The 13,557-nt window shown below is 58.2% G+C and carries 14 protein-coding genes; all 14 read left to right on the forward strand.

Annotation, left to right across the window (positions count from 1 at the left end; all coding sequences use genetic code 11):
• Window positions 1–3 precede the first annotated feature (3 nt).
• Window positions 4–753 (forward strand): Fe-S cluster assembly ATPase SufC, encoded by a 750-nt coding sequence (gene sufC / locus ACHUE7_RS12975; protein ID WP_394170348.1) that lies wholly within the window; start codon window positions 4–6, stop codon window positions 751–753.
• A complete protein-coding gene (gene sufD / locus ACHUE7_RS12980) occupies window positions 754–2,046 on the forward strand; it encodes a Fe-S cluster assembly protein SufD (RefSeq protein ID WP_394170349.1) in 1,293 nt (430 codons plus the stop codon).
• Window positions 2,043–3,263 (forward strand): aminotransferase class V-fold PLP-dependent enzyme, encoded by a 1,221-nt coding sequence (locus tag ACHUE7_RS12985; protein ID WP_394170350.1) that lies wholly within the window; start codon window positions 2,043–2,045, stop codon window positions 3,261–3,263. Before sufD ends, ACHUE7_RS12985 begins: the two co-directional genes overlap by 4 nt.
• A gap of 88 nt (window positions 3,264–3,351) precedes the next feature.
• Window positions 3,352–3,750 (forward strand): HesB/IscA family protein, encoded by a 399-nt coding sequence (locus ACHUE7_RS12990; RefSeq protein ID WP_394170351.1) that lies wholly within the window; start codon window positions 3,352–3,354, stop codon window positions 3,748–3,750.
• Entirely contained in the window at window positions 3,750–4,277 is a 528-nt protein-coding gene (gene sufT, locus ACHUE7_RS12995) for a putative Fe-S cluster assembly protein SufT (protein ID WP_394170352.1), read from the forward strand. The genes ACHUE7_RS12990 and sufT overlap by 1 nt, the downstream gene beginning before the upstream one ends.
• 83 nt (window positions 4,278–4,360) lie before the next feature.
• Entirely contained in the window at window positions 4,361–4,780 is a 420-nt protein-coding gene (locus ACHUE7_RS13000) for a SufE family protein (RefSeq protein ID WP_348476135.1), read from the forward strand.
• Between the two features lie 32 nt (window positions 4,781–4,812).
• Window positions 4,813–6,375 carry a putative bifunctional diguanylate cyclase/phosphodiesterase gene (locus ACHUE7_RS13005; RefSeq protein WP_394170353.1) on the forward strand — a complete coding sequence of 521 codons (1,563 nt, stop codon included), beginning with the start codon at window positions 4,813–4,815 and terminating at the stop codon, window positions 6,373–6,375.
• A 188-nt stretch (window positions 6,376–6,563) separates the two neighbouring features.
• Window positions 6,564–6,992: a nucleoside-diphosphate kinase gene (gene ndk, locus ACHUE7_RS13010; protein ID WP_127555805.1), complete on the forward strand. Its 429-nt coding sequence runs from the start codon at window positions 6,564–6,566 to the stop codon at window positions 6,990–6,992.
• Window positions 6,993–7,103: 111 nt separating this feature from the next.
• Window positions 7,104–8,267 carry a dual-specificity RNA methyltransferase RlmN gene (gene rlmN / locus ACHUE7_RS13015; protein WP_394170354.1) on the forward strand — a complete coding sequence of 388 codons (1,164 nt, stop codon included), beginning with the start codon at window positions 7,104–7,106 and terminating at the stop codon, window positions 8,265–8,267.
• Window positions 8,264–9,052 (forward strand): tetratricopeptide repeat protein, encoded by a 789-nt coding sequence (locus tag ACHUE7_RS13020; RefSeq protein ID WP_348476130.1) that lies wholly within the window; start codon window positions 8,264–8,266, stop codon window positions 9,050–9,052. The genes rlmN and ACHUE7_RS13020 overlap by 4 nt, the downstream gene beginning before the upstream one ends.
• Window positions 9,049–10,170, forward strand: a complete 1,122-nt coding sequence (ispG, locus tag ACHUE7_RS13025; RefSeq protein WP_348476128.1) for a flavodoxin-dependent (E)-4-hydroxy-3-methylbut-2-enyl-diphosphate synthase — start codon at window positions 9,049–9,051, stop codon at window positions 10,168–10,170. Before ACHUE7_RS13020 ends, ispG begins: the two co-directional genes overlap by 4 nt.
• A gap of 64 nt (window positions 10,171–10,234) precedes the next feature.
• Window positions 10,235–11,548 carry a histidine--tRNA ligase gene (gene hisS, locus ACHUE7_RS13030; protein WP_394170355.1) on the forward strand — a complete coding sequence of 438 codons (1,314 nt, stop codon included), beginning with the start codon at window positions 10,235–10,237 and terminating at the stop codon, window positions 11,546–11,548.
• 85 nt (window positions 11,549–11,633) lie between these two features.
• Window positions 11,634–12,275 carry a YfgM family protein gene (locus tag ACHUE7_RS13035; RefSeq protein WP_394170356.1) on the forward strand — a complete coding sequence of 214 codons (642 nt, stop codon included), beginning with the start codon at window positions 11,634–11,636 and terminating at the stop codon, window positions 12,273–12,275.
• Window positions 12,275–13,429, forward strand: a complete 1,155-nt coding sequence (locus ACHUE7_RS13040) for a PQQ-binding-like beta-propeller repeat protein (RefSeq protein WP_394170357.1) — start codon at window positions 12,275–12,277, stop codon at window positions 13,427–13,429. The genes ACHUE7_RS13035 and ACHUE7_RS13040 overlap by 1 nt, the downstream gene beginning before the upstream one ends.
• The last annotated feature ends 128 nt before the right edge of the window (window positions 13,430–13,557 follow it).

A 13,557-nucleotide genomic window follows, 5' to 3' on the forward strand; every position in this document is an offset into this window, starting at 1 on the left:
ATCATGCTGAACATTAACGATTTGCACGCCCGGGTTGAGGATACCGCCATTCTGCACGGTCTGAACCTGGAGGTTAAGCCGGGTGAAGTGCATGCCATCATGGGCCCGAACGGGGCTGGCAAAAGCACCCTGGGCAACGTATTGGCCGGCCGCCCCGGTTACGAAGTGACGGGCGGTACTGTGACTTATAAAGGCAGCGACCTGCTCGAACTGGAAGCCGAAGATCGTGCCCGTGCCGGCGTGTTTCTGGCGTTTCAGTACCCGGTTGAGATTCCCGGCGTGTCCAACATGGAATTTTTGAAAGCCAGCGTCGATGCCATTCGCACCGCACGCGGTGAAGAAGTGATGAGCTCGATGGATTTCATCAAGCTCGCTCGAGAGAAATGCAAGGCCGTCGATCTGCCGCAGGATTTCCTGAAGCGCGGTGTGAACGAAGGCTTTTCCGGTGGCGAAAAAAAGCGCAACGAGTTGCTGCAAATGATGTTGCTGGAACCGAGCCTGTGCATTCTGGATGAAACCGATTCCGGCCTCGATATCGATGCCCTGCAAGTGGTTGCCCGTGGCGTGAATGCGTTGCGCAGCCCGGACCGCGGCATCATCGTCGTGACCCACTATCAGCGCTTGCTCGATTACATCGTGCCGGATTACGTGCACGTGCTGGCCAAGGGCCGCATTGTGAAATCCGGCGGTCGCGAACTGGCGCTGGAGCTGGAAAAACACGGTTACAGCTGGATCGACGAGGAGGTGGCCTAAGTGTCCGACCCGATGCAGGCAGAACAGGCCCATCAGGGCTTGCAGGCACAGTCTGACTGGGGCTGGCTGAAAGACTGGCGCGCGAGCGCCTGGTCGCAATTTGCCGCCACCCCCTGGCCGACCCGCAAGACCGAAGCCTGGAAGTACACGCCGCTGAAAGCCATGCTCGATACCGAGTGGTCGCTGGCCGAACAGCCGGGTACCGGAACCGGGACCGTTTTTGAACACTGGGACCGCACCGTCATTACCCTGGTCGATGGCAAGGTGACCGATCATGATGCGTTGCCCGAGGGCGTGACCGTTCGACTGCTGTCAAAAGCAACGCCTGAACAACGGGCGCAGTTCGAAGACCGGCTGGCCAAAACGCTGGCGGGTGATCAGTTGTTTACCACCTTCAACCAGGCCCTGTTGGCGGAAGCCGTGTGGATTGACGTTGCGCCGGAAACTGTTCTGGAGAAACCGCTGCACATCAATCAGGTGCTGTCGTCCAATGCCAACGGCCGCGCCGTACCGGTAAGGCTGATGCTGGATCTGGGAGCGCGCAGCCAGATGACGCTGGTGGAAACCTTTTCCAGTGAATCGGACGGGCCGGTGTTTATTAACCCGGTGACGGAAATCGAAGTCGGCGACAGTGCCAGACTGACGCACTATCACCTGCTGCTCGAAACCGGGGATGTTCGTCACCTGGGGTCGGTGCAAGCCGTATTGCGCGCTCACAGCCAGATGAACAGTTTTCATATGGCGTTGGGCGGCGTACTGAAGCGCAAGGATATTGTGGTTCGCCATTGTGGCAGCGGTGCGCATTTGCAGTTGAATGGCGTCTACCTGCCCAAGGGCAAAGAGCACGTCGATTACCACACAACGCTTGAACACGAAGTACCGCACGGCACGTCGAATGAAGTGTTTCGCGGCATTATTGGTGATGAAGCCAAAGCGGTGTTTAATGGTCGTATTCATATCCACAAGGATGCGCAGAAAACCCTGGCTGAACTGAGCAACAAAAATTTGCTGACCAGTCACAAGGCCGAGATCAATACCAAGCCGGAACTGGAAATCTACGCTGATGACGTGAAATGCGCGCACGGAGCAACGGTCGCCCAGCTCGACAAGGGCTCGATGTTTTATTTCCTCTCGCGTGGTATCAGCCGGCAGGAAGCGGAAGTGATGATGAGCTTCGGGTTCATCAACGAACTGCTCGAAACGCTCGATGATGAGCCGGTCAAGCAATTGCTGCGGCCCATGCTGGCCTCCTTGTTTGCCAAAGAAGACGAGCTGGCGAGGCACCTGGTATGAGCTTTGATGTTGATGCCGTGCGCGCCCAGTTTCCGATACTCGATCAGCAGGTGAACGGCAAACCGCTGGTGTATCTGGATAACGGCGCCACAACGCACAAGCCGAACGCCGTGATCGACGCCATTGCCGGTTATTACCGGCACGACAACAGCAACGTTCACCGTGGCGCACATACGCTGAGTGACCGGGCCACCGCCCGGTTCGAACAGGCGCGTGAATCGGTGCGTGGCTTCATCAACGCGCGCAGCACCGATGAAGTGATCTGGACCAAGGGCACGACCGAGGCGATCAACCTGGTGGCGTTTAGCTGGGGTCGCGATAACCTGAAGCAGGGCGACCGGGTGCTGGTCTCCGGCATGGAGCATCATGCCAACATTGTGCCCTGGCAGATTCTGGGCGCCCAGACCGGTGCCGAGCTGGTGCCAATTCCGGTGGATGACCGCGGGCAACTGGATATGGCCGCCTTCACCGACTTGCTCGACGAGCGCGTTAAGCTGGTGTCGATCGTTCATGTATCGAATGCGCTGGGCACCGTTAACCCGGTTGAGGCTGTTATTGAACAGGCTCATGCCGTTGGTGCCAAAGTGATGATCGACGGCGCACAAGCAGTGGCGCACTGGCCACTCGACATGCAGGCGCTGGATTGCGATTTTTACGCCTTTTCTGCCCACAAAATGTACGGCCCCATGGGAATCGGCGTGTTGTATGGCAAGCGGGAATTGCTGGATGCCATGCCGCCGTTTATGGGCGGTGGAGAAATGATCGAAACCGTGTCGTTTGAGGGCACAACCTACAATACACTGCCGTTCAAATTTGAGCCTGGCACGCCGAACGTAGCCGGGGCCATCGGTACCGGTGCGGCCATTGAGTTTATCAATAGCCTGGATCGCGACGCCGTCGCTGCGCATGAAGCCGATGTGCTCAACTATGCCGTCAGCCGCGCCAAAGACTACCCGGGGCTGACGCTGGTCGGCGATGCCGATCATCGCGCCGGGGTGATGGGCTTTGTGCTCGAAGGCGCCCACCCGGCGGACCTGGGCATGTTGTTGGACCAGCAGGGCGTTGCGGTGCGCACCGGCAACCATTGCGCCATGCCGATTATGACCCGGTTCGGGTTGACCGGCACGGTGCGCGCCAGTTTTGCGCTGTACAACACCCGTGCCGATGTCGATGCGCTCTTTGCCGGGCTCGACAAGGCCAAAACCTTTTTGATGTAAGCGCTGTTGACCCCATATCGTATCTATGGCCCCTGTTGGGTTGTAGACCGACAGGCAAGCAGCCCCTTTGTGAGACAGGAGTACGACCATGAGTGTTGAATCCTTTGATCCGCGTCAGTCAGCCCAGCTGACCATGACCGCCGCCGCCGTGGAGCACAGCCGCCGCCAGATACAGGATGCCGGTGCCCAGGGCATTCGCTTGTCGATCAAGGAAAGCGGCTGTTCCGGTTATATGTACATTGTAGATCTGGTGACACAGCCGGATGAAACCGATGTGCGCCTGAGCATGGCCGATGACGTTACACTCTTCGTGCAGAAAGATGCCCTGCCCATTGTTCAGGGCACTGAGATCGATTTCGCCAAAGACGGCATCAACCGGGTGATCAAGTTTCGAAACCCGAACGTGACCGCCGAATGCGGTTGCGGTGAAAGCTTTGTGGTCGACGATAAATCGGCCGACAGCGACCTGGCGGAGACCGCGCACTGATGGAAAAACGCATGGTGGTTACCCAGCGTGATGTTGAAGCCCGGCTGGTGCCGGTGGGTACGCCCATCACCATCCCGCAGGACAGCTTTGTTACCCTGACACAGTCGCTCGGCGGGAATTACACCGTGGTGCACAACGGTAACATGGCCCGCATCGACGGTACCGACGCCGATGCCCTGGGTTTTGAGCCGCAGCGCCTGGAATTCGAACCCCGGGCCGATGGCGAGATCGAAGAAGCTCAGGTCTGGGCGGCGATGGAAACCATTTTTGACCCGGAGATTCCGGTGAACGTGGTCGCACTGGGGCTGATTTACAAGGTGGCCATAGAAGGGCACCACGTTATGGTCGAGATGACCCTGACTGCCCCGGGCTGTGGCATGGGCCCGGTGCTTGTCGACGATGTAAAATACCGGGTAGCGAAAGTGCCCGGTGTCGAGTCGGTGACGGTTGAGCTGGTGTTCGATCCGCCCTGGAGCCGGGACAAAATGTCCGAAGAAGCCCAGCTTGAGACTGGTTTGTTCTTTTAGCTGAATGGCCTAGTAAACGAGCCAATAGAACAAGATCCCACTAAAGTACTACTTTTACCCATTTTCCGACAAACAGGTCAGCTATGAGCACCGAATTCGGCACTGATGTCACCAGCGACGACATCGTTGAAACCCTGTCTTTCTTCGACTCCTGGGAAGACCGATACCGCTACATCATTGATCTGGGGAAGGATTTGCCGGCGATGGACGATGCCCTGAAAACCGACGAGCGAATCGTTCGCGGTTGCCAGAGCCAGGTGTGGCTGGTCGATGACGCCGACGGCGAGCAGATCCGCTTTCAGGCCGATTCCGACGCCCACATCGTTCGGGGCTTGCTCGCCATTGTTTTAGCTGCCTACAATGGCAAGACACGTCAACAGATTCTAGACTTCGATACCGAAGCCTATTTTTCGCAGCTGGATCTAGTCAAACACCTCAGTCCAACGCGCGGTAATGGACTCAGAGCCATGGTTGCCCGGATCAAGGACATAGCTGCTCACTGACATCAGGGTAGAGCCAAGCCGGCGGAGTGCCTGTGCGACACAAACGTTGGATCAGTTTGGGCTTATTGTTGCTTTGGCAAGGTGCCACCTGGTGGTCACTGCAGACTCTGGCCATGCCCTGGTCGGTCTGGGTTGCACTGGCGGCCGGCATCGTGTTTGGCGGTGCCATTCTGATGCTCTGGTCGCTCCACTACCGGCGACTCAAGCGCGCCGCCGACTATCGGGTGCTGGAAGCACACCAGCAGCTCGAAACCGTGCGTCAGGAAGCCAACAAGGATCCGCTCACCGGCCTCAATAGCCGTCGTTATATGCGGGAACGGCTTGAGGAAGCCTTGCACGTCGCGATAGAACGCAACCATCTCTGCGCCGTGCTGATGATGGATCTAGATTTTTTCAAAGACATTAACGAAGCCCTGGGGCATCAGCTTGCCAATCAACTGCTGGAGAGCGTTGCGGTACGGCTGCGGTCTGTCGTGAAGAAGGGCGACTTGCTGGGCTACTACGGCGCGGACGAATTCATCGTGCTGTTGCCACAGATTCAGGATGGCATGGCCGCCGAACTGGTGGCGCGGCGCATTCTGGCCAGCATGTCTGAACCCTTCGCCGTCAATTCGCATTCTTTGGCTGTGTCGGCCTCCATTGGCGTCAGCCTGGGCCCCACCGATGGCCGCGACGGCGAGACCCTGATTCGGGAGGCCGACAGCGCCCTGGCTCAAAGCAAGGCAAGCGGCCGCCGGGGCTACCAGTTCTTTACCCAGTCGATGAACATTCAGGCGGCCGAGCGGTTGCAGATCGACCAGCATTTGCGTGGGGCGCTGGAACGGGGTGAGCTGGCACTGGTTTACCAACCCATTGTCGCAACGGAAGACCGCAGCCTGAAAGGCATGGAAGCTCTGATTCGCTGGAACAACCCGGCGCTGGGGCGGGTCTCTCCGACCGTGTTCATACCCATTGCCGAGCAGATTGGGGTGATCGGCGAGATCGGGCACTGGGTGCTGAAAGAGGCCTGCGCTCAACTGCGGCACTGGCAGACCCAGTACGAAATCCCGATGATGATGTCGATAAACGTCTCGCCACGCCAGTTTCAGGACGGGAGCATCCTGGCTGCGGTTAAGACCGTGCTGGGTCAGATGTTGCTGAACCCCAATTCGTTGCAGCTGGAGGTGACCGAGGGGTTGCTGGTCAATGCATCCGAGCGGGTGGTGCGTGAACTGAATGTGCTCAGGGACGCGGGCGTGCAACTGGCGCTGGATGACTTTGGTACGGGCTATTCTTCCTTGTCCTACTTGCGCAATTTGCCCTTTACCGTGCTGAAAATCGACAAAACGTTCATCAACGAGATCGCCCGGCGCAGCCAGGATGAAGCCATGGTCGACGCCATGGTGAAGATGGGGCACAGTCTGGGCATGAGCGTGGTGGCCGAAGGTGTGGAAACCGCTGCCCAAATGCACTGCCTGGAAACCCTGGGCGTCGACAGCATTCAGGGCTACTATTTTAGTCAGCCGCTATCTCCGCGTGAGTTTGAAAACCGCTTCCTGTCCCGGGGCCGTGCGACCGGCATTGCTCTGGATGCCTCGGTGTGGGACCGTCTCTGACGCTTTGGCCCTTGTTTCGGTTGATTTACAGCTGCTCCACCAGACGGTCCTGACGCCCGTCGCCTTGCGGCCTGGCTCCGGCCCGTGTCAAGTCGGGTAAAACCCGCCCCGGAGCCATGGTAACGGCGGCTCCAGCCACGTATAATCCGCGCCCGACTCAATTCGTACACAGTGGAGCTTTACTGAACATGGCTATTGAACGCACCTTTTCCATCGTTAAGCCCGATGCCGTTGCCAAAAACCTGATTGGCGCCATCTACAGCCGCTTTGAGGCTGCTGGCCTGAGCATCGTTGCCTCAAAAATGGTTCATTTGAGCCAGGAGCAGGCTGAAGGCTTTTACGCCGAGCACAAAGAGCGTCCGTTTTTCGGTGCTCTGGTCCAGTTCATGACGTCTGGCCCGGTGATGGTTCAGGTTCTGGAAGGCGAGAATGCCATTGCCAAGAACCGTGAGATCATGGGCGCAACCAACCCGGCCGAAGCCGCTGCAGGCACCCTGCGTCACGACTACGCTGACAGCATTGACGCCAACGCCGTGCACGGTTCTGACGCCCCGGCCTCGGCCGAGCGCGAAATTGCTTATTTCTTCTCGAACGATGAGATCTGCCCGCGCGGCTGAAGCATCGATGCGGGGCAGCACCAGGCTGCCCCGGCAGGCCCATTCAGGCACGCCTCCGGGTGTGCCGGGCCTGCTGTTTTAGAACGACCTACCGAATACAAAGGTGAATTCATGACTGAACAAACGGCACAGAAAGTGAACCTGCTGGGGATGGGACTGCCCGCCCTGGAGGCGTTTTTTGTCGACCGTCTCGGCGAAAAGAAATTTCGCGCGATTCAGGTTCTGAAGTGGATTCACCAGCATGGCGTCGACAATTTCGACGACATGACCGACATCAGCAAGGCCACCCGGGCCAAGCTGCACGAGTGCGCTGAAATTGTCGCGCCCGAAGTGACTTACCAGAAAGACTCGAAGGACGGCACCCGCAAATGGGTCATGAAGATGCCGGGCGGCAGTGCCATTGAAACGGTGTTCATTCCCGAAGACGACCGTGGCACTCTCTGCGTCTCCTCCCAGATTGGCTGCGCGCTGGACTGCTCCTTTTGCTCAACCGGCAAACAGGGCTTTAACCGGGATTTAAGTACCGCTGAGATCATTGGCCAGGTCTGGATTGCGGTGCGATCGTTCAACCAGCCGGGTGAAAAACGCCAGCGCCGGGTCACCAATGTGGTGATGATGGGCATGGGTGAACCGCTGCTGAACTTCGACAACGTGGTCGAGGCGATGGGGCTGATGATGGAAGATAACGCCTACGGCCTGTCGAAGCGCCGGGTTACGCTGAGCACCTCTGGCGTGGTGCCGGCCATTTATGAACTGGCCAAGGTCACCGATGTGGCGCTGGCGCTGTCGCTGCATGCTCCCAACGATGCCCTACGCAATACGCTGGTGCCGGTGAACCGCAAGTACAACATCGAATCGGTGCTGGACGCGTGCAACCATTACATGAGCCGCTTCTCGGAAAAGCGAGTGGTCACCATTGAATACACGCTGATGAACGAAGTGAATGACAAGCCCGAACTCGCCCACGAGCTGGTAGAGGTGTTGCGCAATACACCCTGCAAAATCAACCTGATTCCGTTTAACCCCTTTCCGAATTCGGGGTATGAACGCCCCAGCAACAACCGGATGCACAAGTTCCGGGATATCCTGACGGCAGCGGGCTACAACGTGACCATTCGCAAGACGCGCGGCGACGACATCGATGCGGCCTGCGGTCAGCTGGTTGGGGAAGTAACAGACAAGACCCGTCGTTCCGACCGGTTTATCGAAGCGGTTCAGTTGGGCCAGACGGCTGCCGAACTGGCGGGTGCCCGTTTTCAGAGGAATGTATCATGAACGTTATCCGTGCCCTGGCGCTTGTTGCCGTGTCGGTATTGTTAACCGCCTGTGTGACAACAACCCAAAGCCCATTCTCCGGAAAACAGGATCTGGACAAGGCCGTAGAAACCTATATTCAGATTGGCTATGCCCACTTCGAAAACAACAACCTGTTTGAAGCCAAGCGCTCGCTGGACCAGGCGCTCGACATCGACAGCCGGGCCTCGGGGGCTCACCTTGGCCTGGCCCGTGTGTATGAAGTCGAACGGGAAGTTGACCTGGCCGATCACCATTTTCGCCGCGCCATCCGGTACGATGGCGGCACTGAAGCACGGTTTCAGTACGCGGTCTTCCTCTATAACGAACGCAGCTATGAAAACGCGCGCGAGGAATTCGCCGACGTTGTTCAAGATACCTTTTACCAGCGTCGTGCCTTGAGTTTCGAATACCTGGCATTGAGTTCGCGCCGTGTTGACCGGGTCGACGAAGCCATTGCTGCCTATGAGCGGGCCATTGTGCTGGACCGGTTGCTGGTGAACAGCTACATCGGACTGGCCGATTTGCAATTCCAGCAGGAACGCATGCAGGAAGCCTTGCGAGCCTACCGGGGGTACATTTCTCTGGTGCGTGCCAACCGGGCGAACCAGACCCCGTTCACACTCTGGCTGGGTGTCCGCATCGCCCATGCCATGAACGATGAAGATCTTTATTCATCACTCGAACTGCAATTTCGCAACCGTTTTGCCAACAGCCCCGAATTTCGTGAATTTCAACGCTGGAAGCAAGAGCAGGGTGTTTCATGAACAAGCAACACGTTAGCCCGATCAAGCGTCGGGTATCTCGCAAAATCTGGGTTGGAGACGTGCCAATTGGTGGCGATGCGCCCATCGCCGTACAAAGCATGACCAACACCGAAACCTGCGATGTCGATGCCACGGTCGATCAGATCGAACGGCTGCAATCAGCGGGTGCCGATCTGGTGCGGGTCTCAGTGCCCAGCATGGACGCCGCCGAAGCGTTTGGCGCCATTCGCAAACGCGTCAGCCTGCCGCTGATCGCCGACATTCATTTCGACTATAAAATCGCACTGCGAGTCGCCGAACTGGGTGTCGATTGCCTGCGCATCAACCCTGGCAACATTGGCCGGGAAGACCGGGTTCGGGCCGTGGTTGAAGCCGCGCGGGATCGCAACATACCCATCCGCATTGGCGTGAATGCCGGCTCTCTGGAAAAAGACCTGCAAAAGAAATACGGCGAACCGACGCCGGAAGCGCTGGTCGAATCGGCCATGCGTCACATCGACATTCTGGATCGGCTCGATTTCCAGAACTTCAAGCTCAGCCTGAAAGCCTCCGATGTCTTTATGACCGTGGCCGCCTACCGGCAGATTGCAAGCCAGATTGAACAGCCGCTGCACCTGGGCATTACCGAAGCCGGCGGCCTGCGCTCGGGTACCGTGAAGTCGTCGGTGGGGCTGGGCATGTTGCTGATGGACGGCATTGGCGACACGCTGCGGGTCTCGCTGGCGGCGGACCCGGTTGAAGAGATTAAAGTTGGCTTTGATATTCTGAAAAGCCTGCGGTTGCGCAACAAGGGCATTAATTTTATTGCCTGCCCGAGTTGCTCGCGGCAGAACTTCGATGTGATTGGCACCATGAATGCGCTCGAATCGCGTCTGGAAGACGTGCTAACGCCTCTCGACGTTGCGGTGATCGGCTGCGTGGTTAACGGCCCGGGCGAAGCCAAGGAGGCTGACCTTGGCCTCACCGGCGGCAGCCCCTCCAACCTGATTTACGTCGATGGCAAGCCGGACCATAAAGTGCAGAACGACACCCTGGTGGATCACTACGAACAATTGATCCGCCGTAAAATTGCCGAAAAAGAAGCCGAAGAAGCGCTGGTTATCGCCAAGAGCCAGTAATATGGGTCGGCGATTCCCGGGCCTTGTGTCCCGGGCCGAACGCATTGATTGAGGGAGAGTAAGGTTGTCCACATTACAAGCCATCCGTGGCATGAACGATATCCTGCCGGAGGCGAGTCCGGTCTGGCAGTACCTGGAAGGCCAGATCAAAACTGTTTTGGGTCAATATGGCTATCGCGAAATTCGCATGCCGGTGGTTGAACCAACGGCGCTGTTCAAGCGCGGCGTGGGTGAGCATACCGATATTGTTGAAAAGGAAATGTACACCTTTGAAGACCGCGGTGGCGACAGCCTGACACTGCGCCCCGAAGGTACGGCCGGCTGCGTCAGAGCGGCGTTGCAGCATGGCTTGCTGCACAATCAGATTCAGCGTCTCTGGTACAGCGGTGCCATGTTTCGTTACGAGCGTCCGCAGAAAGGGCGTTACCGTCAGTTTCATCAGATTGGCGCTGAAGTCTTTGGCGTGGCCACACCGGATATCGACGCCGAGTTGATTCTGGTCAGCGCGCGACTGCTGAACAACCTGGGCCTCGGTGATCATGTCACCCTCAACCTGAATACGCTGGGCAGTTCCGAAGCCCGTGGTCGCTATCGCAAGGCGCTGGTCGATTACCTGGAAACGGTTAAAGAGCAGCTCGACGAAGACAGCCAGAACCGGTTATACAGCAACCCGTTGCGGATACTGGACAGCAAATCGGAAAGCACACAGAAGCTGCTGGACAGCGCGCCCAAATTTGATGCCTACCTGGACGACGAATCGCGGCTGCACTTCCAGAGTTTGTGCACCCGGCTCGACAGCGCAGGCGTCCGTTATACCGTGAACCCACGGCTGGTGCGCGGGCTCGATTATTATTCACAGACGGTGTTTGAGTGGATAACCGACAGCCTGGGTGCCCAGGGCACCGTCTGCGGTGGTGGCCGGTACGATGGCCTGGTGCCCATGCTGGGCGGCAAACCGACACCAGCGGCCGGGTTTGCCTTGGGTGTTGAGCGGTTATTACTGATGCTGGAGACGCTCAACAAGATACCGGCCGAGGTGTTCGAGACGGTCGATGCCTACCTGATCATGGCCGGTGATCTGGCCGAAACCCAGGGCCTGGCGCTGGCCGAAACGCTGCGCACTGAGGTAGGCGGGTTAAGGCTGATCTCCCATTGCGGTGGTGGCAGTTTCAAGAGCCAGATGAAAAAAGCCGACAAGTCAGGTGCTCGCTGGGCGCTGATTCTGGGTGAAGACGAGGCCTCAGGCAGTCAGGTGACTGTCAAATCCCTACGCGACGACGCACCGCAGCAAACCCTGGCGCAGGGGGAGCTGGCGAACTGGTTGATGAATCAGTATGGTAGCCAGTCGCAACATGCGGTTACGCACGCACAATCATAAAACAGACCCTCCGGCTGATGCCGGAGAACCGGCTGCCAGGGGTTCGGGTTGAACCACAAGGCAGCCGCCAGAGGAGAAAGACAGGGTGTACGATACCGAACAGGAACAGATTGAAGCGATTAAACGCTGGTGGGCAACCTACGGCAATGGCGTTATTGGTGGCATTCTGGTGGCACTGATCGCCTACTTTGGCTGGTTGTATTACAGCAACTCGGTACAGGCCAAACAGGAAGCGGCCTCGGGCATGTACATTACCCTGATGGAGCTGGTGGATGATACCAGCAGCGATGCCGGTGAACGACTCGCCCTCGCACAAGCGCTGAAGTCTGACTTCCCAGACACCACCTACGCTGTTTACGCAGCGTTTCAAGCCGCCAAAGAGAAAGTAGAGCAGGGTGACCTGGCTGCGGCTGAAGAAGAATTGAGCTGGGCCGTCGACAACAGTGATGCGCTGTTGGCACCCGTGGCTCGGGTTCGGCTGGCGCGGGTCCAGTTTGCGCGGGATAACACCTCTGCCGCACTGGCGACGCTCGATAGCATTGAAACCGAAGGGTACGACCTGGTGATCAACGAACTGCGTGGCGACATTCACAGCGCCGATGGCGATGCTGACGCTGCCCGCGAAGCCTACCGTCTGGCCTATGAACAGGCCCAGCAACAAGGTGTGGAAAGTCCTTATCTGAAAATGAAGCTGGATGACCTGGCTGCAACGACGGACGACGCTTGATGCGGCTGACTGCGATACTGACACTGGTCGCCAGCCTCACGCTGGCTGCCTGTTCGTCGGGCCCCCTGCGGGAAGCGCCTACGCCGCTGCCTGAAGAACGGCCCGAAAAGGCCCGGCTGACGATCGACTGGTGGCATATCCTGGTCGACTTCTACACCGAAGTGCCGTTGAACCGGATTACGCCAACGATCACAGACCAGGGCATTCTGACGGCATCACCGCTCGGCGAAATCGTATTGCTGAACGAGCGCGGCCAGTTCATCTGGCGGCGTCAGGTGGCCGACCAGATCGTGTCGCCGGTTGCAGCCGATGACCGCAATATGGTCGTTGTGACTGGTAATGGTGATTTGCTGATGCTCGACTGGGAAGGTGAGCCGGTCTGGCGCAACCCGCTCAGCGCGCTGGCAACCGAAGCACCGGTATTGCTCGATGACCGCATCATCGTACAAACCACCGACGGCCGCGTGACAGCGCTCGAGCGAAATACGGGCCGGGCCCTATGGGCCTATCAGGACGTCGAGCCGAGCCTGACGGTGACCGGCTCGGCCGCCCCGGTTGTGGTGAATGACTGGGTGGTCACTGGCCTGGCTAACGGCAAGCTGGTTGCACTGAACCTGAACGATGGCTCACCCGAGTGGGAGTACCGTCTGGCCCGTGCATCGGGTAAAACCGATGTCAGCCGGCTGGTCGATGTTGACGGTTCCATCACCGTGGTCGATGGCTATATTCTGGCAGCAGGCTATCAGGGTGATATGCTGGTTATAGAAGCTGATTCTGGCCGAGTGATCGCGACCAAGCCGTTTTCGACCTATCGAGCCATCGTTGCCGGTGAGAATTACTGGTATGGCGTGAACGATCAAAGCCACGTTATCGCCATGGACCCGCAAACGCTGGAACCGGTCTGGACTCAGGAACAGTTTACCTACCGCCGCCTGACCAAAGTGGTCGAGTGGCCGGGCCAAAACGCCCTGGCCGTTGCCGATGGTGCTGGTTTCGTCCATGTTCTGGATGCACAGTCCGGTGAATGGCTGGTCTCTCAGCCGATCGACTGGACCGGCATTTACACCGCACCGGTGCCCTATGGCGACCGCTTGCTGCAACAAGGCAACAGCTCGCGCATCAAGATGATGAGCTTGCGCCGGCGCGATCAGTAACTGTTTTTGGCGGAAGCCGGAAGGTCAATTTTTCTAGTTTGGGAGTTCGCTGCCAACTGAGTGTCAGGTGCCGGGTGTGCCTATCCGGGGTAGTCCGCAGCATGGATGCTGCGGTCTAGGCCCCATGG

The organism is Saccharospirillum alexandrii (assembly GCF_043641555.1).
GTDB classification, from domain to species: Bacteria; Pseudomonadota; Gammaproteobacteria; order Pseudomonadales; family Natronospirillaceae; genus Saccharospirillum; species Saccharospirillum alexandrii_A.